The organism is Chloroflexota bacterium (assembly GCA_016887485.1).
Lineage (GTDB): Bacteria > Chloroflexota > Anaerolineae > Anaerolineales > Anaerolineaceae > Brevifilum.
In genome coordinates this window covers 2,686,367-2,709,320 of record CP069394.1, presented here as the reverse complement: position 1 = coordinate 2,709,320, position 22,954 = coordinate 2,686,367, and the positions used below count along the sequence as shown (strand labels likewise).

Sequence of the window (22,954 nt, the reverse complement as noted above, 5' to 3'; positions counted from 1 at the left end):
CATGGAAGAACAACCGAAACCCGCCCCCAAAAAGCGGATCAGCACCTTTTGGTTCGTCACAATCCTGCTTGTGGTCATCAGCCTTTGTTTATGGTTTGCGGCCAGCCTCGGGAATTTTTACACCGAAAATATTCTCCCTCCCGCGGAAACCTCTCAGGAAGTAACTGCCACTCAAGCTGAGGTCTCGCAATCGACTGAGGCAACCGAAACCACCGAAGTGACGGGAGCCCCAACGGCTGAACCGACCCCCACGGAGGCCCCGCAGCTAACCGGCGCGGACCTCACCCTGCAAATTCTGGAGGAAGAGCTCATTCCGGAAAACGATCCCAGTGATCTCGTTCAAAGACTGGGCGGCAAGTCTGATATCCCTGCCACCGACCCTGATCCGGATGCGCCCTACGAGGTCGGAGCAGCCAAAACTTTCTGGGTGACCAATGTAGTCACCAATACCAATTTCCAGGTGGATACGACCCTGGCTTATGCCGACGACATCCTTTATATCTGGATTGAAAACAGCGTGGAATATCACCAGACCAACGTAGACCGCCTTGGCAGTGAATTCAGCGAACAGATCTACCCCACCAACCGGGCTTTCTTTGGCAGCGAATGGACACCCGGCATTGATGATGACCCACATATTTACTTCCTCTTCACGGGCGGCGTGGGCGGCACCATTCTGGGCTACTTCTCCTCAGCGGATGAAATTCCCCGTGAAGCCCACCCCTATTCCAATGCCCACGAGATGTTCATTCTCAACGCCGACAATCTGAACCTCGCTGGCGATCAGATCCGCAGCACGCTGGCGCACGAATTCCAACATATGATCCATTGGAATGTGGATCGCAATGAGGATACCTGGCTGAATGAGGGATTCTCAATGCTGGCAGAACTCCTCAATGACTATCCGGTGGGCAACCACGATACAGCCTACATCCATGCGCCGGATATCCAAATCACCAGTTGGGGCGAACCCGGCGAATCGAATATTCCCCATTATGGGGCCGCTTTCCTCTTCACGGCCTACCTCCTTGACCGATTCGGTGAAGAGGTCACACAGGCCATTGTGGAAAATCCGCTCAATGGGATGGAGAGCATCGACCATGTCCTGCAGGAACTGGCTATCATCGACCCCCTGACCGGTGAAACGCCTACTGCCGAAGATATCTTCGCAGACTGGGTGGTCGCCAACCTGCTGGGGGACAAGAGCATTGCTCTGGGACGCTATGCCTATGGCGTGTACCCCAACGCCCCTCTGGCATCACCGAATCCAATCGTCACCGGCTGCCCCAGCGGCAAGCTAAATTACGACGTCCGGCAGTACGGTGTGGACTACATCGGCATCCAATGCAAAGGCGAATGGACCCTCAACTTCACCGGCAACGCAGAAGTCGGTATTTTACCGATTGATGCCTATTCCGGTGACTACTTCTTCTGGTCCAATATGGGCGACTCATCCGATATGTCCCTCCAGCGGTCATTTGACCTGACAAACGTGGAAGGCCCTGTTGAGATGACCTTCCAGGCCTGGTATGACCTGGAAGTCGATTATGACTACGTGTTCGTCTCAGCCACCACGGACGGCGAGAACTGGCAGATCCTGGATACATCCTCCTGCACCACCAGCAATCCCTCCGGCAATAGCTACGGCTGCGGCTTGAATGGTGCCAGCAATGGCTGGAGACTCCAGGCTGTTGACCTGAGCGCCTATGCTGGCCAGGAAGTCACCCTGCGATTCGACTACATCACAGATGCCGCCGTCAACGGGATTGGCCTGGCAATCGACAATATCCAAATCGCCGCCATTGACTACAGTTCCGATCTTGAGGCGGATGAAGGCGGCTGGCAAGCAGATGGTTTCGTGCGGATTGAGAACCTCCTGCCCCAGAGCTTCCGGGTGACTCTGGTCACCTATGGCGACGAAATCAATGTAATCCCACTCGAGCTGAACGCGGACAACATCCTCAGCACTGACCTCAATTTGACCGACGACATCTATCAAGCAGTGCTGGTCATCAGCGGCACCACCCCCGTCACCCGCCAAAGCGCCACCTACCAAGTGGAACTGGTCAATCAGGGCAAATAGACTTTATCAAATTAACATCCAGGCGCGTATCCTATGGTACGCGCCTTTTGATTTAAGTGCACCCAGTGGTAATTTCATGTACAATATCACAACGCAACAACCTCAAGGAGCCGCAAAATGCGCCAAGAAGCCAAACCAAACCCACATGCAACGTTGACCACCCCCTGGACGGATCAGGTAGACCCAAAACTGCCCTGGCCGGAATATCCCCGGCCCCAGATGGTTCGGGAACGCTGGCTGAACCTCAATGGCCCCTGGGAATTTGCTATCAACAAACTTGGTGATCCCCAACCGGAAGAATTTACAGGTGAAATCCTGGTGCCCTTCCCGCCGGAGAGCGCCCTCTCAGGGGTGCAGCACATCCTCCAGCCCGATGAGCAGATCTGGTATCGCCGAACCTTCACCGTTCCCGAAGACTGGGCCGGCAGCCGCGTCCTGCTGAACTTTGGTGCAGTTGATTGGGCTTGTCAGATTTGGGTCAATGCTGTAAGAATTGGCGAACATACCGGCGGCTACGACCCGTTTTCAATGTATATCACCAACGCCATCCAACAAGGCGAAAATGAATTGGTTGTAGCGGTTCAGGACCCCACCGATTCCCAACCCAATCAGCGCGGCAAGCAGGTGCTCAAACCGGGTTTCATCTGGTACACACCGATCTCTGGCATCTGGCAAACCGTGTGGCTGGAACCCATCGCTGAGAAATCCATCACTTCCATCAAATTCACCCCCGATCTCGACCAGGGCAAACTGAACATTTCGGCCTATGTCGCAAACTCAAGCGAGAATCTGACGCTCTCCGCCCAGGCCTTTGCTAATAAGAAATTGGTCGCCCAAGGCCAAGGCGATGTCACCAGCCCACTCACTCTCCAAATCGATAATCCCATTCTCTGGTCACCGGAGAATCCCTTCCTATATGACCTTGAAATTGAACTGCTTCGGGATGGCAAAGTCATTGACAAGGTGAGCAGTTACTTCGGTATGCGCAAGTTCAGCCTGGAAAAAGACAGCCAGGGCCATCTCCGCTTCTGCCTGAACAGTAAACCGACTTTCCTCTATGGCCCCCTCGACCAGGGCTATTGGCCGGATGGGCTCTACACGCCGCCCACGGACGAAGCCATGCAATGGGAGATCCGGTTCCTCAAGGATGCCGGGTTCAACATGCTGCGCAAACACATCAAGGTCGAGCCAGCCCGCTATTATGCCCACTGTGACCGGATCGGCATCATCGTCTGGCAGGATATGGTCAGCGGCGGGATCAGCCCCAAACCGATCTGGTTTGCTCTGCCTAAAGTGATGCCGAACCTCAAGGACAACCATGCTTACTGGCGATTAGGCAGAAACGATTGGTCCAAAAGGGAAGAGTTTCGCGCTGAATACCAGATGATGATAGACGCCCTATATAATGTCGTCTCAATCGCCATCTGGGGCCCCTTCAATGAGGGCTGGGGCCAATTTGATTCCGCTGAGATTGCAGAGTGGACTAAGGAATTTGACCCCACCCGTCTGGTGGATCATGCCAGCGGTTGGTTTAACCAAGGCGCAGGTGATTTCAAGAGTGAACACATTTATTTCAAACCCCTCCCCACCCCAAAGCCTGAACCCGGCCGTGGACTGGTGCTATCCGAATTCGGCGGCTATAGTCTGAACGTTTCCGACCATGTCTGGAACCCGGATAAGAATTTCGGATATAAGAAATTCTCTAGCAAGGAAACGCTGACCGAGGGCTATCTCAAATTACTCCAAGACGAACTGATCCCCTGGATCGAAGCGGGCTGCTCCGGTGCCGTCTACACCCAAACCACGGATGTGGAGACGGAGATCAATGGCTTCCTGACCTATGACCGCCAGGTGGAGAAGATGGACATCGCCGCGATTCGTAAAGCCCATCAAAAACTATACGAAAGTAGCCCAGAGTAAATATTGAGTGACATCAAAAAACTGCCCTCGTCTGAGGGCAGTTAATTTTAAGTCTAGGGGGAATGCGTTGCTTAGAAAGCGCCAACCGCGTCAATCAACTCGTTGAAGATCCTGAAATACGGCGCAATACCGACCAGGTCCATCGATTCTTTAATACGCTCATCCAGTTTCACCAGGACGAGTTCACCGCGGTTCATCTTCTTGACCTCTTTTTGGATCCGGATCAGCGCCCACCAACCGGCACTGGATACAAACGTCACATCCCGAATATCAAATATGATGTTGTATTGACCCTTTTCAATCAGCTGGTTCAAGGCTTCTTCAACTTCCGGGGCGGTATAGCTGTCGATCCGGCCGCTGGTATAGATCACCGTGCTGCGTTTGTACTCAGTTATTTCAAAATCCATTGTGCTCTCTCCGTAAATGACGACGATAATTCTATATCTTGACTATTATAACTTAAAACAACCCGAAAACGACATACTAGGGAATTGAATCACATGATCCTCCGGAATTCATCCACCCATTCATCCATGATGATTCACCCGGTTTGAACTTGTCCCATCGAGTATAATAACCAACTATGAAATATCACATTTGGACCGAAGGATGCCAGATGAACGTGGCGGATTCACGCCGGCTGGCATCTTCTCTTGAAAAAATGGGCTTTGAGCCCAGCACCAAGCCTGATGACGCCGACGTGATCGTGCTCAATACCTGTGTGGTCCGTCAAAGTGCGGAAGACAAGGCCATTGGGCGCCTCAGTTCGCTGCGTCCTCTCAAGGATAAGAACCCTGACCTGGTGATCAACCTAATGGGCTGCCTGGTTGGCGTCCGAGGGAATGACAAAATTCATAAGAAATTCCCCTGGGTGGATGTTGTTTCCCCACCCTCCGACCCCGAGCCACTGCTCCAACTGCTCTCCGAACGGTTGGGCAAGTCCACCGCTGCGGCACGGACCGAAAAACAAAATGCCCTTCTGGATGGCGACCTGATTCTGCCCCAACACGAACAGGGCAAGCTGATTTCCGCCTATATCCCGATTGTCTACGGCTGTTCACATGCCTGCGCCTACTGCATCATCCCCTCCAAGCGCGGCCGGGAACACTCCCGCCCCTATGCCGAGATCGTTGAAGAGGCGCACAGCCTCGTCCGACAGGGTGTCAAGGAAATCACCCTCCTCGGTCAGATTGTGGACCGCTACGGGCTGGACCTACCCGAAAAGCCCACCCTTGCGATGCTGCTGCGGGACCTAAACGACATTGACGGGCTCAAACGGGTCCGCTTCCTGACCTCCCATCCCAATTGGATGACGGACGACCTATTGGATGCTGTGGCGGAGCTGCCCAAAGTCTGCCCTCATATCGAAGTGCCGATCCAGGCCGGTGATGATGACATCCTGAAGGCCATGCGGCGTGGTTACACCAACCAGGCTTATCGTGAGTTGGTTGGTCGGATCCGCGACAGGATTTCCGGCGTTTCCATTGCCACCGACATCATCGTGGGCTTCCCCGGCGAAACGGACGAACAATTCCAGGAGACCTATAAAGTACTGGATGACCTGCGGATGGACGTGGCCCACCTGGCACGCTATTCCCCTCGGGAAGGCACAACCTCCGCCCGAAGGATGGAAGATAACGTCACGGCTGAGGAAAAGATGCGCCGCTTCCGCCTGCTGGAAGACTTGCAGGAAGAAATCTCCACCGAAATCAACGCCCGTTACCTCGGTGAGACCGTCCCGGTGCTCTTTGAGGAAAAATCAAGGGGACGCTGGCGGGGGCGCACACCGACCAACAAACTGGTTTTTGTGGAAAGCGATCAAGACCTGCTGGGCAAAGAGCCGCAGGTTCGCATCACCTGGACCGGTCCCTGGTCGATGATCGGGGAACTGGCGCAAGGAAATTAAGTCATTCTAGGATTATATGGGGTTAAATCAAAACCAATTATTGATAAGAACCATCTTCTACAAAAAGATGGGCTTAGTTGCAAATTCTGTATTCATTTGTGGATAGGCTGAAGGAATAATACAAAGTATTTGAATCATCATTATTTCTCACCTATCAAGGAAATTTACCTTGAATGATTAACCAATTTACATCCCATTGGAACCAAAAGCGTTCGTAAGAAGCATCAATAATTTATTTCGTAAAACCTTATATGAAAAATAACGCAAAGCCAGAGAATAATTAAGTTCACTAAGTTCTTTGCGAAGCGAAGCATCATCAAGAATTCGCAAAGTATCTTGAACCGTCTTTTCAGTAATATACTCATCAAACTGAATGACCTTAAAGCCTTTAGGCTTAATATCTGTAGCAAAAATTGCATAGTTGTTTACAATGATGGGCTTCTTATAATAAAGAGCTTCTAAAAACGCATTACCAAACCCCTCAATCAATGACGGGTACGTTACCAGATCGGCATGGGGATAAGCATCAGATAGACTGTAAATCTTTCTTCCATCTTGTGTCAATCCGCGGTGTTCATCAAACAGTTCTGATGAGAAAACCGTCCGTACGCCCATCCTTTTTGCAAAATCCGCTACCCTATCTTCATAATCATGCCCATCATCTCCAGAAGCATGGGAAATGACCAGACAAGCTTTTCTATTCAACCGGTTAACAAGTTCTATGGCATGTTCAATGCCTTTGCGTTGAACAACTCGTGTGGGTTGTAGAATAAAAAGTTCATCATTTTCAATACCCAATGCTTCTCGAATATCTGCCGAATATTCATCGGATTCGATTGGTGGATTCTCGTAATCCATAACATTAGGCACATTAGTTGACCCAACGCCCACTCTACGAGCCAATTGATGACCGGCTGAGGAATTTATCACTACATGTTGAACAGCTTTTAAATTTGGTGGAAGGGCCATTGTTATGTAGTCCCAAATTGAATTGACAAGAAGGGGCTTTCTCTCCCAGGTGAAATCATGGTGGTGCGCTATTGTAGGAATGCCCGTCTCTGCAATTAATTCCGTCAACGCCACGGATAAGGCGATATTCTGCGGGAAGGACAATATATTTTGAGGAATAATAAGATCAATTTTGAATTCGTCTATAAATGAATATAGTTGTTTCTTAAAATATTCCCTCTTTTCATGAATCCATTGAGTTTCTAGTTTGGTTCTTGTGGTTGAATTAAAGAATTTATAATAATATTCTCGAATTTCGGGATGTAGAAAATGGGCTTCTTCGACAACCATGGATCGCTCTGGAGGTCTATCAGACAAACCTGAAAAATAAAAACATTTATGCCCCATGTCTTCCAAGACATCGGCCCACTTTGCAGTCTCTAAAGAAACGCCATCAGTTCCTTGAAAACGAAATGAGATAAAGCCGATATTGAGAGTTCTATGCAGAGGATTATCCATATTTTGCATTGTTAATAATATCTCTTTCTTAATAAAGAAATCAAAATATCATTATATCAAGACATTAAGTACCGCTGCAGTTATCGGCTTGGTTCAGTCAGTTCATGGAAATGATCTGCATACTTATCAAATTGAATTGTTTTATTAAATTTTTCCTCAATTAATTTTCGAGTGTTTACTTTCATTTTCTTATAAAGCTCTTGATTTGACCAAATCTCACTGACCGCAGAAACGAGTTGGTCCTGATCCCCTGGCTCAACCAAAAGTCCTGTCACGCCATTTATTACTAATTCAGGCACACCTCCCAAGTTCGAAGAGACAACTGGCACGTTCATTGCCATTGATTCTAATAATACATTTGGGAGCCCTTCTTTGTATAAACTAGGTAACACCGTCAAATCAATTCGTTCAAAGATATATTTTGGTTCATCGGTGAAAGGGAAGAAGGAAATATGATCTTCTATTTCCATTCTCTTTGATAATTCCTTCATTGAAGACTCGTCCGGGCCATCACCTACGACGATCAGATGGATATTTGGGAAACGGGTAACCACAAGTTTCTTTATTGCCTCAAACAAAACTTTATGTCCCTTGCGGGGTTCTATTGATCCAATTATCCCTAGAATTGGGGATGCCTCTTCGGGTACTAGATATCTTTTTTTTGCCTCTTTTTTAGCACTCAAACTGGATCGGTACCTGACAAGGTCTGTGCCCTGATAAAGAAGTTTCACCTTATCTTCAGGTATCTTATAATTAGAAATGAGATACTGGCGGGTGAAATCAGCAATCGCAATAACAGATGAGTTGATTCCTTCATCAGGCAGATAAAATTCTCGCAAATACGAAGGTACAATAGTCCCCGTCTTGGGAATCAAGTGCGTTCTTAAACGCCCTTCTTTTATGCACTGCCCTGCAAATACAGAACAATGAAAACCATCACGCGGCGGGTGCACCGTACAAACTCCAACATCACAATCGCTTAGGGCTTCAGTCCAAACCTCTTGGAACTGTTTACCTTGATTGACAATGCCATGCCAATCATACTCGAAGATCCGAGCATTAGTTTGACGGTTATTTTCCACCATCCAACTATTTTCGGGGGCAATTAGCGTTACATCAAGCCCTCGTTCGATAAACGCCTGAATTGCTTCTGTAACCCAGATCTGAGTGCCACCATGTAAATGTGTATCCTCAATAAATCCAATACGCATTTTGAACCCTTCTTATATTTTTGATAGTTGCTCCAGCAAAGACTCAAATTTACTTCTTAGCGCGCTGCGGCTGTATCGTTTTTGAACTGCAATTCTATTATGATCAACCGATTGAAGCTTATCTCTCGGAGATAATAATATCCTGGATACATTCTCTAAAAAACCTCGACCAAAGTTTCCTTCCGGGAAATGAGTATATTGAATTTGCAATTCAGCAGGAAGCCCTTTCCCAATTACATTTTGGAATACTTCCTTCGGATAATATTTGCTGCAAATAATCGGAACTTCGATTGCACTGGCTTCAATAATTGGCAATCCTCGACCTTCTGTCTCACTTGGAAACACAACTGCATTTGCCATCCGGTAAATAGAATCAATCGTTAACGGCTCAAAATTCTTCTTAAGGAATGTCGGATGATGTTCCTGACCCACTGAAAAAGCAATAAAAACCCTTTGGGCCGTCTCATCAGGCAGCTTAGCACTCAACCTCTTATAAGCCAAAAGGATTTTTTCTAAATCCTTTTGATGCTCAATTGGAACAGGCCCGGTTATATGCAACACAATTTGTCTGTTTGCATTTTCCGCAAAATCCCTTCCAAACGAACTTCGCCTTATCAAAGCATCGAGTAGGTCTATATCACGTTCAATCCTCTTCCGGGCAATAATCCTTGTCGGCTGAAGTAATATTGTCAAATCGTCTGATTCGGGATCAACCACAAGCCCCGAACGAGAACCAACAATAACAGGTGTCTGATCTCTCATCCAATCCCCAATAGTATGCAGATGCTGCTCAATTGAAACTGACTCTAATTGAGTTTTTCCATTCGATAATATATGAGCCATCCTTAACCTGGCATATCTTACGTCTTCCACACTATATTTCTTAAAAAATTGATCATCAACGGCTGTGGAAATTTCTTGCACTTTTTCTTTTGGTAAACCAGTTCTCTTTATCAATCTCCGTGTCTGGCGCGGGTTGATGTTTACTTGAAGCCAACGCTGACCGTTCCAAGGATAAAGAGATTCGAATAATTTAAAGAAGGCCTTATGGGTGCTATTTCGAAAGAAGTGATCGCGAGGCCCGATCTTTTCCCCAGATTTGCGATCTTCCGCAGATTTTCCTGATTCCCAATAAAAATCATGGTTGGAATTTAGAACATAAATCCCTAAAAGTTCAGAAACAAGAACCACCCCAAGAGTCAAAGCCATATTGCCGGGATTTGATGCGATATTGACTGGAAATAGGAGTGAAATATCCTCTTCTATTAAATAATTCCCAAGTTTTTTAGCAATAGAAACACCTTGCTGGAAAATTTCCTGAGCCAAAACTTTTGATTCATGGCTATTCGATTTGATCTCTGTCTTGAATAAAGCGCGAAACCATTTCCCACCGTCCCATTTATCCCAACCATTGATGCCCTTGATCTGGAATCTTGACCAGTCATGATTAAGAATAGACGAAGCCTCAGCTTGAAAATCACCAGCAATCATATGCAGATGAGGCTTTGAAAATGGTGCGTAAATTTCATCTAATATTTTCGCATATTTAGAGATTTCAATTGAAACCCCATCTATACCAAAATCAAAAGTAATAAAAGCGGTCCCTCTAGCAAATTGAGCCAGGTAATTTTGATTATCCACCTTTTGAGGGGTAAGTTTAGTGTTCTTGATTATATTTAAAATTTTGGAAATATCGGACCAGCTGGAGGGGTTAAATTCATTCAAAACTTGGTTCAAACGGTTGTTTAGACTAACTGAATTCGTTGATTTCATAGTCTAAAAGCAAAAAGCCTCCATGCGAAAATCTTCGTAAAAAGTGGCACTTGATGGATCAATTGAATACCTGCAATGAAGAGGGAATTATTTATTATTTAATCAATTATTGGGTTAGTTATGAATAAACATCATTGATGACCTAATTCAATAACATATTATATATCATACCCTATCCTCACACACCTCGCCACTAGATAAACTCAATAAACATGATTTATATAAAAACTTATTGAGTTAGACAAGATTTCGTTAGCTATAATGAGAGAATTTTATAAGACCAGGTTCTTCTTTATATTAAACAAGAACTTTATTTTCGAATATCAAAATAAATATTTTTTAATTATTTATAAACAATATGCAAATTCCCCTCCGTTGTTAGGTTCATTCACCAGAGGACAGGTTTTTGTTTTCAAAAGGACAAAGGCTTTCCACCGGGCAACGGTCACATTCCCACTTACGCGCCCCGCAGACTTCCCGTCCCAACCGGATGATATTCAGATGCAAGTCATAGAAAAATTCCGGCGGCGTGCGTTCTTCCAGATAGACATGGGTCTGCTTCCGGTTCAGCTTCATCGGTCGCAGCCCCAGCCGACCCGTCACCCGGTAAATATGCGTATCTACCGGAAAAGCCGGAATTCCCATGGAAAAGAGCAGCACTATCGCGGCCGTCTTCGGGCCCACCCCTTTGATATTCATCAGCCATGCCCGTGCTTCCTCGACCGGCAAATCCCGCAGGAATGCCAGGTCCAGGTTGCCGCCGGTGTGTTCACTGATCTCCATCAAGGCCTGTTGGATGCGGGGGCCCTTCTGGTTGGCCAGCCCGGCAATCCGCACCGCCTCAATCACTTCCACGGGGTTTGCGACCATCACCGCTTCCCAGGAAGGGAAACTGGCCTTCAGGGTATCGAAGGCCTTATCCCGATTGATGTCATTGGTGTTTTGTGAGAGGATCGTGGAAACCAGCTCATCCACCGGCGGGTAAGGTGTCCGCCAGACAGGCATGCCAAAGGTTTCCAGCAGCGCCTCCCGAATCTCAGTGATCTTTCTGGTAAATTCCTGGTCGGCAACGGTCATATTTGTCAATTCTCTAAACCGGTTGAAAGTGTAAAAGCCGGTCGAATTTCACCCACCACAAACCCCCGCCAGTTCTTCACCGGCAGGTTGCCATAACCAGAGAGCGCATCCATTTCATTTTGACCCAGCACGCCCAAAGCCTGCAAAATCGTCACGCTGACACTGGCACGCGCCCGGCCGTCATTATCGCCATCGGAAATCTTGATTGCGATCCCCAGGCCTGGTGACTTCTCACCCAACACGCCCGGCATCACGCCAATGATCTGGTAGCCTTCCGCCCCACCCTTGCAAAAGACCTTTCCTTTGGCTGCGGACATCAAGTCCGTATCGAACTTCCCCGGCCCGGCCACCATCACGGGATAGCTCATCATGGCATGGGTGATCTTTCGGCAGGATTCCGCCCTTTTCGCTTCCAGCTGCACTGGGTCGGCCATTTTGGCCACGCCCCGCGCCATATTGATTAGTGGGATTCCGTAAACTGGCGCGGAACAGCCATCCCGCCCCAGAGGCATCTCATCCGGGTTCATATCCACCATTTCGGCCAGGGTCTCACGAATCGTCACCTGCACAGGATGATCCGGATTGAGGTAATCCTCCTTAGCCAGGCCGCGCAAGGTGGCATGCGCCAACATGCCGGTATGCTTCCCGGAGCAGTTATGGCGGAAGGGCGTAGGCTCTTCCCCGGCCGCTTTCATCGCGTCCCGCGTGGCCGCATCCGAAGGCCAATGCACCCCACAAGCCAGATCGGCTTCCGAGATGCCAATCTTGGCATGCATCCCCTCGAGCACCGATTTATGCAAATCTGTGCCGGAATGGGAGGCACACATGATCGATATTTCCTGATCTGTCAGCCTGAATTTCTCAGCCCCATCCCTTTCAATGAAGGGCAGCGCCTGGAAAGGCTTCATCGAACTGCGCGGATAAGTCATCAAATCCGGATTGCCCTCTGAGGCGAGGACCTTCCCGGATGAGTCCACCACAATAAAAGCCCCGAAGTGGATCGATTCAACGATCTCACCCCGGGTTAATTCCACCAGGGGAACACAATCTTTGGCCAGCATTAATTCTCTCCTTTTTGTTCATCTTCAATGTGAAGGTAATGCCTCTTATAATATTGCTCCAGGCCCCAGGCCAGGCGGTTGTGGTACCGCTGGGTGAGACCCTTGTTGAAGTTCAATCCCCTCAATAGGCCCGGTACTTCTTTGAGCAGGTCTTCGGTATCGCCAGGGTGAGCAGCGAAGGCTTCCATCTTATTCCGGATTTTCTCAAGGAAATTGCGCATTTTCTCAATAGACCGTGAGCGGACAACCGCACTGCGGCTGGTGACTATTTTATAACCTTTGTAGTCATCTGACATCAGCATTTCCAAATCCGCAATCCAGGCTTCCAAATCAGCATAGCCCAAAAAAGGCGGTTGGTTGGTAACGACGGCATCACCGATGAATACCACCGAATCACCCACCACCCTTAGCCATGTGCCCCCCACATGTGAGCCCAAATGATGTTCCAGGACAACCGGGAAGTCATCCCAATAGATTTCCAGAGAATCCGAATAGGAAAATTCCGGAATGGCCCAGCGCAAATTGGCGGGCAGGCTGAATGGCTCCCAATCTGAGCCGGAATCCATTTCCTGGCTGCGAAAAGCGGCTGGGCGGCTGCGCAGGATCGGGACACAGTTTTCCTGTCCAATCACCTCGGTTTCCAGTGCGCGGACTCCCAGGGTTCGGTCGATATGAGAATCCAGCATCACCAACAGGCGCTTTGAGCCGGTCTTCAGATGGGCCAGGTCCTGCTGCCAGGCGCTCTGGTCTTCTGCCCGAAAAGGTGCATCAACCATCATCAACCCATCCTTCAATTGGATGGCGCCCAGCACGACACCGGGATATTCGGTTTCAAGATAGGTATGGTTGGAAATCGCGTCCATCAAAACCTCCATTCTCGCACCCATTCATCCGCCCAAACTTGGTTAATTATACAATTAATCCACCAGACATGCGGCCTCAGGGGGCCTGACAAGTCGGGATATCGCCTGAATTGTCCTCCTGGTTCAAAGTCAGGTTGAAATAAGGTGAGGGATCCAGCGTATTCTTGATCTCAAGCTCATTGAGAAACTGCCCCTCGCCATCATCCAGGACAATTGAGAAATGCAGGTGTACCCCTGTGGGATTGCCCGCTGTGCCAGAGTAATTACCCTGAAAACCCAGGAAGGTCCCAGCCGGCACAAATATCTCTTCGGTTCCCACCGGGAAAGCGGCATCAATCAGTGAATTTCCATCCACATCCGCCAGGTGAGTGTAATACGTCCAAATCTGACGGTCAGGCTGGAGCGGATCCTCAGGAATTCGGATAATCAGCGAGGATTTCCAGTCCGGCATCCGAGTCAAATAGCCGTCATAAGCCACATAAACAGGCGTCAGGCCGGCATCCGTGCCTGCGAAGATATCAATCCCCGTGTGATGATGCCCAATCCGGAACGAATCCCCCCAGATAAAACCGACCATCCCGGATGTCGGCATCACAAAGGGCGCATCACCACATCTGGAGAGCGCCTCAAACTGCGGTTTGCTGGACTCATCCGGATTCAGGATGAATTCCACCACTTTACGAGTCCGGGAACTGGGCGAAAGGTAATAGTGATAGAGCAGGAAGAAACTGGCTACTGCTAGAATTATCAAGAAGCTGCTAATCAGAAGCCCTTTAAGCTTAACCTTATCATTCTTATCAAATCTCATGCTCCGGTTATTGTAACAAAAACGGCCAAAACAACCAAATGGAGAAGGAATCTAATGTTTCTCAAATTTTCCGCTTATAGAGCATTAACACAAACGCATTAATATCAAGATGATTGGAAAACCAGAAACCTAATGGAGGACAAAATGACCTTATATGTTACACCTGCTCGCCGTGCCCATCGACGTCATATGTTGGATGAAATCATGCGGGATTGGGATGAAAATTACACTTCTAAACTGACCTTCCCCATTGATGTAGTCGCCGATAACGACGCCTTCACCATCAAAGCCCTTCTACCGGGTGTGAGTGCGGATGACCTTGATATTCAAATTGTCAATGAGATTGTCACACTCTCCGGCGAACTCAAGACCGACCGTGGTGAAGGCACTAACTACCTCTTGGCCGAAATCCCTGGCGGAAAATTCCATCGGGTAATCACTTTGCCCATGCCGTTGAATGCCGCCAACGTGGAAGCCAGCCTCGAAAATGGCGTCCTGACTCTCGTCATCCCCAAGGCTGAAGAAGCCAAACCACGGACGATCAAAGTCAAAGCTAAATAAACATCCCTGCAAGAAAAGCCGTCTCATTAATCAGGCGGCTTTTTCATTTAAACAACACAGGGTGAACCATTATCAAATTCAAAGAAAGATGGTCACATTGAAGTGGGGAATGGATTCCTGTATAATCTTAATATTCAAGCCTCTTATGGGAGTAACCGGATGGTCCCGGGTATGGATGGAAAACCAACCCAATCGCCTTATATCATCGCTCTCTGCCAACAGAAAGGCGGCGTTGGCAAAACCACTACGGCCGCCTGTTTGGGTGCCGGGCTGGCCCAATCTGGCAAGAATGTCCTCCTGTTGGACTTAGCGCCTTCCGGCAACCTGACAGCATCCTTTGGGATCAATCTGAACCGGGTCAAACGGTCCACAACAGACCTCTTCCAGGGCACCTACCCACCCACCAGCCTGATCAAACCCACAATGATCAAGGGCCTAAATCTGATTCCCGCCCAGACTTCGCTGACTGCATTATCCAAAGACCTCCAACAAAAGCAAAACAGTGAACAACGCCTGCAAGACATCCTGGCGGGTGACGGCATTCCCGATTATGACATCATCATCCTCGATTGCCCACCTGGATTGACTCTGCTCTCGGTGAACGCCCTGGCGTGCGCCAATCTGGCAATCCTGCCGGTGATTTGTGAATATTTCTCCCTGCAGACGCTAGAAAGCATGCACCGGATGATCAAAAATGCGCAGGAGAAGTTCAATGCAAAACTGACATACCGCCTGTTGATCTCCAGGCTGGATCAAAGAGCCAAGCTCCACAAAAGAGTTCACGCCCAAATTGAAGAACATAACCGATCCCTGCTCCTCAAGACCGTCATCGGCAGTGACATCAAACTGCCCGAAAGTCAGTTGGCGGGGATCCCAATTTCGCTCTATGCGCCCAATTCACGGGCCACCCGTCAATTCCAATCTCTAACTCAGGAAATCCTGAATATAATAAATTAAAAGCAGCATCTAACAAAAGGATGAAGAAATGAAAAAACTCACGGTTATATCAATCCTTGCAATGATTGCCCTCGTGCTGGTCATTAACGGACCAGCGCAGGCGTTGACGATCCCCACCACTTCCATCCAGGGCGTCACAGCAAATGATAAGGTCACCATCGTGACTTATAACTTCCCGGCTAACCTGGATTTTGAAGTCCGCATGGGCTTGTTTGGCACCAAAGGCGTGGATGGCATCCTGATCGGGACAGTTAATTCCGGCGAAGGCGGCAGCCTCAAACTGACCTTCCCAATTCCACCGGCGCTCTATCCTGAATCACTGATCGCCATCCGGCTGGAATCCGCCTGGGGTGGCTATTATGCCTATGATTGGTTCTATAACACCGACTACGGTAACCATACCGGCGGGGTTGAACTGGAAGATGTCGCCCTTGGCGCGGCAATCGCGGCCACTTCAGTGATCTCCGGTGAGACGGTTTCCGTCAAGGCGACCAACCTGCCCGCCAACGAAGATTTCACCGTTCTAATGGGCGTTTACGGCACCCAGGGCGTCGGCGGCATTGAGGTTGGCACAGTGAACGCCGGATCAACTGGTAACGTTACCGAGTCCTTTGAGATTCCGCCCAGCCTGGCAGATGATGAGAAAATCGCTATCCGGTACGAATCTGATGACAGCAGCCTGGTTCTCTATACCTGGTTCCAGAACTTCGTTGGGGCCAGCGGCGGCATGGGCGGTGTGACCACCACCTATTACACCGGTATCCCAACCATTTCCATTTTGGATGTCACCGAGGATGAAGACGTCACCATCCAAACCTATAACTACCCCGCCAACAAGGAATTCATGGTCCTGATGGGCAAGATCGGCACCCGTGGCGTGGGCGGCATCCTGGTGACCACGATCAATTCGGGTGCAGGCGGCAGCTTCGAGAAGACCTTCGACATTCCCGAAGAACTCTATGGTGACTATCAAATCGCCATTCGGCTGCAAACAGCAGATAACTACTTCTATTCCTATGACTGGTTCTATAACAGCCCGGACGCAGCACCTTCTCCCTCCACTGGCACCACTCCAACAACCGGTCTCCCCGCCTACACCGGCATTCCCACCATCTCGATCACTGCCGTTGTTGAAGGGAGCAAGGTAACCATCCTCACCAATAACTTCCCACCCGGTTTTGATTGGACGGTCATGATGGGCAAGATGTGGACCCAGGGTGTGAACGGCATTGAAGTTACCACCTTCACCTCCGCCGAAGGAGGAGCTTTCTCTAAGACCTTCAACATCCCCGCAGAGCTTGCCGGGGAGAGCATGATCTCGATCCGGTTGGAATCAATAATAGGCGGATTCTATTCCTACGACTGGTTCTATAACACCACCACGCCCTAGAAAATAAAGGAAAAAACACTCGTCAAATGCCATTCTAAAACATCTAGCCTGACACCATTTAATGTGGTAATATGCTCATCGAGGATGAGAAGAATGGATAATAAAATTACAATCATTGAAGGCCCTACGCCAAATTTTGACTCCGTCGAAACCGACATTATTATGGGCATGAACGGCTGGACGGCTGGCCTGAGCGAAGGTCCATACCTGTATGACACCGCCCGAACCACCCTGCGCACCTTTAATGGAGACGCCCTGTTGGAACGCTGTCACAAGGCCTGGGCCAATAAAACCACAATGTTCCTTGAATACCGTGATCCCATCGGTTTGACTCGTGAAGTCCCGATTGTGGCCGCCCAGTCAGTTGACTCCGCTGATGGTGACCTGTTAGTGCTCTGGGTCCGCCGTGATCCTGAGGATGACGAAGATGACACAGAGGATTTCGACCTGGATTTTGATGATAACGACCTGGATTGGTAACCAGGAACCCAAAATTAGATAACAAAAGCGCCCGAAATTCGGGCGCTTTTTGATTTTAAGTGATGCTCCAGGAGGGACTCGAACCCCCAACCTAGGCGTTAGGAGTGCCTTGCTCTATCCATTTGAGCCACTGGAGCATTCTGGAATGCGATTATATCATAATTCGATCAGGGCAAAACGGTCCACGGATTGAGGAAACCGCCCAGATAGCGAACTTCAAAGTGCAAGTGAGGGCCGGTGGAGTTACCGGTGGAACCGGCATTCCCGATCATCTGACCCTGATAGACACCTGAGCCACAGGACACATTGACGACGCTCAAGTGGGCATAGAGTGTGGAATATCCGTTCAGGTGATCAATCATGACCACATATCCATACCCATTGCTGTTCCAGCCAGCGTAGGTCACAATGCCGGAGTCACCCGCATAAATCGGCATCCCCGTCCCAGCGGCAATATCAATCGCCAGGTGGCCGGACCAATAGTCATTCCCGGAAAGGTAATGATTGGCGGCGGGCCAGATGAAGAAACCGGTGCCGTAATAATAGTAGCTGTTATCCGTGAGCGAACAGTTGGATGGGAGGTTGGAAAGCACCCCATCACCGCCAACGGAATAGGTCGGCACGACCCACTGTTGGAACTCGCGCTGACCGCCCGGGATCATAACCACATCGCCGGCATCAATTTGAGGGTCGGTCAGGTCCAGGCCATTGCCGGACCAGTTGAGAATATCATTAACCTCCGCCTCAAACTCAGCAGCCACCGTTTCAACCGTGTCCCCTTCCTGCCATTCATAGAGAATCCCGTCCGTCGGGGGAATGGTTAAAATTTGTCCCACTCGAATGGAGTGCGGATCGTCTTTCAGGACATCATAGTTGGACCAAAGCAGCGATTCCGGTGAAATATTATATTTTGAGGCAATGCTGAAGATGGCATCGCCCAATTCCACCGTATAGGACACCGGCTGGCTTCGAGGCCGAGTGGGGGCAATGGTTTGGGTTTCGGGATGGCGCAGGAGATAGGTATCTGATTCTTCCACTGCGAAATACGGCATATTGGCCAAGGCTTCTGATGAGACATCCGCAACAGGACCAATATCCACAGCGGTGGTTTGCTGCTCGTCCAACTGACGGGCGAGAATCGGCTGCCAATATAGAACGGATACCAGAACAGCGACAAGAACAATTGTCGCTGCCCAGGAAAGCCAAAATTGAGCGTCCCGAGATTTATTTTCGGGTTGTTTTTCTTGTGATGAATTTTCCAAAGTTTTCACCTCGAAATTTCGTTTTAGACTTCTCCGTTCAAAGTCTCTAGAAATTCAAGGTTGGTTTTTGCCCGTGCGACTTGCTGGACAACCGCTTCGGTTGCAACGGCGATATCCATACCGGCGCCCTGAGGCGGTGCACTGATCATTTGCAAATACATCCGGCGCATCAGCCAGGCACGTTTCAGAATATCAGGGCCAAGGAGCAGGTCTTCACGGCGGGTAGACGAACGTTCAATGTCAATAGCCGGGAAAGTTCGACGCTCTTGCAAGCGGCGGGAGAGGTGCAATTCCATGTTACCGGTGCCCTTGAATTCTTCGTAGACGACATCGTCCAGGCGGGAACCGGTATCGATCAGCGACGTTGCGATGATCGAAAGGGAGCCACCCTCTTCCAAATTCCGAGCTGCACCAAAGAAGCGTTTCGGCGGGTAAAGGGCTGAGGGGTCCAAGCCACCGGAGAGCGTACGTCCGGATGGATTGACCACGAGGTTATAAGCCCGAGCCAACCTTGTTAATGAGTCCATCAAGATTACCACATCGAGGCCTGATTCGACAAGCCGCTTCGCTCGGTCTAAAGCGATCTCTGCCATGCGCACATGAGCGGTGACCGGTTCATCAAAGGTGGAGGCAACCACTTCAGCATCCACAGACCGGTCCATATCTGTCACCTCTTCCGGCCGTTCGCCAATCAGGGACATGATCTGCCAGACATCAGGATGATTGGCGGAAATGGCATTTGCGATCTCTTTGAGGATCGTGGTCTTGCCGGCCTTTGGGGGAGAAACGATCATCCCGCGCTGGCCGCGGCCGATCGGTGCAATCAAATTAATGATCCGGGTTGAAAGGACCTGGGGGTCGTATTCAAGATTAAAACGTTGGTCTGGGAAAATGGGAGTGAGTTTTTCAAAACGGGGTCGTTTACGAGCTTCATCCGGGCTGAGGCCGTTGATGTATTCCACTTTCAATAGGCCATAATGACGCTCGGATTCCCGCGGAGGGCGCACATGCCCGATGACCATATCACCGGAGCGCAGCTCATATCGGCGCAGTTGGGCCTGGGAAACATAGACGTCTTCCGACCCCACCCGGTAGTCCTGGCGCAGGAAGCCGATGCCCTCATTCATGATCTCAAGGACACCACCGCGAATTTCAAGGCCTTCCGATTCGCCGATTGCCCTGGCGAGTTCCAGGATCAGGGATTCCTTCTTGCTGCGCATCGGTCGGGGGAGCCCCATGTCCTTCGCAATTGATCGTAATTCAGTTAACGTTTTCTTTTCTAAACCTAAAATATCCATAACCTTATTATTCTCTTCTTCTTAAATATCTCCAAAATGCGTAACGGATTAAATTGACCTCTTGCGGTCAAATGAATGAAACTCATAAAATAATTACCAAGTGCGAATGGACGCGGAAGTCCATACACGTTAATAAAGGACCATTCCGCGTGCTGCCCAAAGTACGCTATTGTCTTTTTGGCAAAACTCGCCATTATTTGAAAAGGACATTAGGGAAACAAACTCTCACACCGACCGAAACGTAGGATAAGGTGAATTCGCGGTCGATTTAACAAAATCTGGGTAGCGAACGTATTATAACAGACTTTAAAACCCTCGGCAAGATAGCCGTGATGGTCAAATTTCACATTTTTCCTCGCTGTATATCACCCCCAAACTCGCCCCTTTTTTACTGACATGACAAGCCCTAATCGACTGAAAGTGGAGAGGCGGCTATGCTATAATCCATTTCAGAAGGATTCAGCTACCAACCTTCAGGAGCAACCTATGGCGCGCCGAACTTCAAAGAAATCAAAATCAACTAAACGCACAAAAGCCACCTCAAGACAGGTCAAACGAGAACCGATTCTCGCGGGGATTTCTCCCCAGCGGCGGATTGACATTTTCGGTATCATCCTGCTGGTGATTGGTCTATTGACCATCGTCAGCCTGATCACCAGCACCGCCGGTAGTGTGACTGGCTGGTGGGTCACCAACCTAAGCATTGCGATGGGCTGGGATGTCTATTTGCTGCCTCTCGTTCTGATCCTGATCGGCGGCTGGATGCTGCTGCGAAATATGGACAAACTCCCCCAACTCTCCGCAGAACGCGTCGTTGGGTTCATTCTGGTTTTTATCAACCTCGCGGCCTGGTTCCACCTGTTCATTGACGGCGACTTCGCTAAAGCCGCTGAAGGTACTGGCGGGGGTTACCTCGGCGCTTTCTTCAAGATCACATTTGTCCGCACTTTGGGCAAACCTGGGGCGGTGATCGCTCTGATCGCCTGGCTGCTCATCAGCCTGATCCTGATGCTGGACCTTTCCATGGCAAGTGTGTTGAAGGTCATCGGCGACTTCATTGCTAAGCTCTATCAGAAGTTGTCAACTTATATCAAGCAGCAGCTGGAGAAGAAACGAGCCAGCTCAGCTGAACCTGTCACCCCAGCCCCCACCCAACCGGCCCGACAGGCGCCGCCTGCCACCGCTGCGCATGCAGTGGATGACGCTCCCCAACAAACCAAAAGCGAAGGGGAACCAACCAGCCCTTACATTAATAACGCCACCTTGCCGACCCAGCCCGTCTGGGTGCTGCCGGACATCAATGAGATCCTCGAACCCAGTGCGCCAGTGGAAGATGACAGCGAGAATGACCGCCAAAGAGCCCGCGTGATCGAAGAAACCCTGCGCTCCTTCGGGGCACCAGCGCACGTTGTGGATATCCAGCGCGGGCCCACCATCACCATGTTTGGTGTTGAGCCCGATTTTGTCGAGAACCGCAACGGCCGCACCCGTGTGCGTGTCTCCAAGATCACCGCACTGGCGGATGACCTGGCGCTGGCCTTGGCCGCCGCCCGAATCCGCATTCAGGCCCCGGTGCCCAAGAAAGGCTACATCGGGATTGAAGTGCCCAACCGGCAAGTTGCTCTGGTCTCCCTGAAAGACATCGTTCAAAGCAGCGCCTATCAAAACCTGAAATCACCCCTGAAGATCGCCCTGGGCAAGGACGTTTCCGGCAACCCGGTTGCAGCAGACCTCACCGCGATGCCCCACCTGCTGATCGCTGGCACCACCGGTGCCGGTAAATCCGTCTGCATCAACGACATTCTGGCCTGTTTCCTGCTCAACATGACCCCCGATCAACTCCGCCTGATACTGGTGGACCCTAAACGGGTTGAACTGACCGGCTATAATGGTATCCCCCACCTGCTCTCACCTGTGATCGTGGACGCGGAGCATGTGGTCGGCGCATTGCAGTGGATGATGCGTGAGATGGATAATCGCTATCGAAAATTCTCAGAAACCCACACACGCAACATTGCGGATTTCAACGCGATGTGCGAGGCGAACGGTGAGAAAAAATTACCCTATCTGCTGATCGTGATTGACGAGTTGGCAGACCTGATGATGCTGGCACCCGATGAAACGGAACGCGCCATCACCCGTCTGGCCCAGCTGGCCCGCGCCACCGGCATCCACTTGATCATTGCCACCCAGCGCCCTTCGACCGACATCCTCACCGGTCTGATCAAAGCCAACTTCCCCGCCCGGATCGCCTTTGCAGTTGCATCCTCAGTGGACAGCCGCGTGATCCTCGACCAGCCCGGCGCTGATCGGCTGCTGGGACGGGGAGATATGCTCTTCCAGGCACCGGACGCCCCCGCTCCGGTCCGCATCCAAAGCTCCTTTATTTCGGACAAGGAGATCAGTCGCCTGGCATCCTACTGGCGGGGTTTTTCCGTCAGCCAGAACGCTCCGGAACGTCCCGATCAGTCCGCCGCCTTTCAGGCCAGTCACCCAGGTGTGGCACTCAAACAGACACCCCTCTGGGAGGAAATGGAAGAGGAAAATGACCTCGATCCCAAATTCCATGAAGCTGTGGATATCGTCCGGGAAGAAGGCCAGGCCTCCATCTCCATGCTCCAACGGAAAATGCGAATTGGCTACACCCGGTCTGCCCGGATGATCGACAAAATGGAAGAAAAGGGCATCATTGGCCCGCCAGATCCGCGGACTCAAATCCGTGAAATCCTTCCGGAGAGCGACGATCAGGGTTAAGTGCTGAATAATTGCGTTTGACAAGCCCCCAGCTTACGGTAAAATAGATCAAACTGGTTATCAGGATTATTTATGGCAATCCT

Annotated in this window: 18 protein-coding genes and 1 tRNA gene; 8 read left to right on the top strand and 11 right to left on the bottom strand. The window is 50.0% G+C overall.

From position 1 onward, the window contains the following. The first annotated feature begins 1 nt into the window (after position 1). Positions 2-2,083: an immune inhibitor A gene (locus JR338_12345; protein ID QRN83172.1), complete on the top strand. Its 2,082-nt coding sequence runs from the start codon at positions 2-4 to the stop codon at positions 2,081-2,083. 117 nt (positions 2,084-2,200) lie between these two features. After that, positions 2,201-4,003: a beta-galactosidase gene (locus JR338_12340; GenBank protein QRN83171.1), complete on the top strand. Its 1,803-nt coding sequence runs from the start codon at positions 2,201-2,203 to the stop codon at positions 4,001-4,003. 71 nt (positions 4,004-4,074) lie between these two features. On the opposite strand, the gene JR338_12335 is transcribed toward JR338_12340, so the two are convergent. Further along, complete coding sequence (locus JR338_12335; GenBank protein ID QRN83170.1) at positions 4,075-4,410, bottom strand: STAS domain-containing protein; 336 nt, start codon at positions 4,408-4,410, stop codon at positions 4,075-4,077. Positions 4,411-4,586: 176 nt separating this feature from the next. On the opposite strand from JR338_12335, the gene miaB reads away from it, so the two are divergent. After that, positions 4,587-5,909, top strand: coding sequence for a tRNA (N6-isopentenyl adenosine(37)-C2)-methylthiotransferase MiaB (gene miaB, locus JR338_12330; GenBank protein ID QRN83169.1), 1,323 nt, complete (start codon positions 4,587-4,589; stop codon positions 5,907-5,909). A gap of 186 nt (positions 5,910-6,095) precedes the next feature. Here miaB and JR338_12325 read toward each other — a convergent pair whose 3' ends face one another. The 7 genes from JR338_12325 to JR338_12295 form a co-directional block, all read right to left on the bottom strand. After that, positions 6,096-7,376 (bottom strand): glycosyltransferase family 4 protein, encoded by a 1,281-nt coding sequence (locus JR338_12325; protein ID QRN84438.1) that lies wholly within the window; start codon positions 7,374-7,376, stop codon positions 6,096-6,098. 80 nt (positions 7,377-7,456) lie between these two features. Next, a complete protein-coding gene (locus tag JR338_12320; protein ID QRN83168.1) occupies positions 7,457-8,587 on the bottom strand; it encodes a glycosyltransferase family 4 protein in 1,131 nt (376 codons plus the stop codon). A gap of 12 nt (positions 8,588-8,599) precedes the next feature. Beyond that, on the bottom strand, positions 8,600-10,312 hold the full coding sequence (locus JR338_12315) for a glycosyltransferase (protein ID QRN83167.1): 1,713 nt from the start codon (positions 10,310-10,312) through the stop codon (positions 8,600-8,602). Positions 10,313-10,744: 432 nt separating this feature from the next. Further along, a complete protein-coding gene (locus JR338_12310; GenBank protein QRN83166.1) occupies positions 10,745-11,437 on the bottom strand; it encodes an endonuclease III in 693 nt (230 codons plus the stop codon). 5 nt (positions 11,438-11,442) lie between these two features. Next, positions 11,443-12,498 (bottom strand): asparaginase, encoded by a 1,056-nt coding sequence (locus tag JR338_12305; GenBank protein QRN83165.1) that lies wholly within the window; start codon positions 12,496-12,498, stop codon positions 11,443-11,445. Then, complete coding sequence (locus tag JR338_12300) at positions 12,498-13,361, bottom strand: hypothetical protein (GenBank protein QRN83164.1); 864 nt, start codon at positions 13,359-13,361, stop codon at positions 12,498-12,500. Before JR338_12300 ends, JR338_12305 begins: the two co-directional genes overlap by 1 nt. A gap of 76 nt (positions 13,362-13,437) precedes the next feature. After that, positions 13,438-14,169 carry a M23 family metallopeptidase gene (locus tag JR338_12295; GenBank protein ID QRN83163.1) on the bottom strand — a complete coding sequence of 244 codons (732 nt, stop codon included), beginning with the start codon at positions 14,167-14,169 and terminating at the stop codon, positions 13,438-13,440. 144 nt (positions 14,170-14,313) lie between these two features. Here JR338_12295 and JR338_12290 point away from each other — a divergent pair, with 144 nt between their 5' ends. The 4 genes from JR338_12290 to JR338_12275 all read left to right on the top strand — a co-directional run bounded on the left by JR338_12290 (position 14,314) and on the right by JR338_12275 (position 17,557). Next, entirely contained in the window at positions 14,314-14,730 is a 417-nt protein-coding gene (locus JR338_12290; GenBank protein QRN83162.1) for an Hsp20/alpha crystallin family protein, read from the top strand. Positions 14,731-14,901: 171 nt separating this feature from the next. Continuing rightward, on the top strand, positions 14,902-15,687 hold the full coding sequence (locus JR338_12285; GenBank protein ID QRN83161.1) for a ParA family protein: 786 nt from the start codon (positions 14,902-14,904) through the stop codon (positions 15,685-15,687). 28 nt (positions 15,688-15,715) lie between these two features. Beyond that, positions 15,716-17,077 carry a hypothetical protein gene (locus JR338_12280; GenBank protein QRN83160.1) on the top strand — a complete coding sequence of 454 codons (1,362 nt, stop codon included), beginning with the start codon at positions 15,716-15,718 and terminating at the stop codon, positions 17,075-17,077. A 93-nt stretch (positions 17,078-17,170) separates the two neighbouring features. Next, the gene (locus tag JR338_12275) at positions 17,171-17,557 is read left to right on the top strand and encodes a hypothetical protein (protein ID QRN83159.1); all 387 of its coding nucleotides are present in this window, start codon (positions 17,171-17,173) and stop codon (positions 17,555-17,557) included. Between the two features lie 63 nt (positions 17,558-17,620). Here JR338_12275 and JR338_12270 read toward each other — a convergent pair. The 3 genes from JR338_12270 to rho form a co-directional block, all read right to left on the bottom strand. After that, positions 17,621-17,694: transfer RNA gene (locus tag JR338_12270), tRNA-Arg, on the bottom strand. A 30-nt stretch (positions 17,695-17,724) separates the two neighbouring features. Beyond that, positions 17,725-18,819 carry a M23 family metallopeptidase gene (locus JR338_12265; protein ID QRN83158.1) on the bottom strand — a complete coding sequence of 365 codons (1,095 nt, stop codon included), beginning with the start codon at positions 18,817-18,819 and terminating at the stop codon, positions 17,725-17,727. Positions 18,820-18,842: 23 nt separating this feature from the next. Continuing rightward, complete coding sequence (gene rho, locus JR338_12260) at positions 18,843-20,117, bottom strand: transcription termination factor Rho (GenBank protein ID QRN83157.1); 1,275 nt, start codon at positions 20,115-20,117, stop codon at positions 18,843-18,845. Between the two features lie 486 nt (positions 20,118-20,603). On the opposite strand from rho, the gene JR338_12255 reads away from it, so the two are divergent. Further along, on the top strand, positions 20,604-22,871 hold the full coding sequence (locus tag JR338_12255) for a DNA translocase FtsK (protein ID QRN83156.1): 2,268 nt from the start codon (positions 20,604-20,606) through the stop codon (positions 22,869-22,871). Positions 22,872-22,954 lie beyond the last annotated feature (83 nt).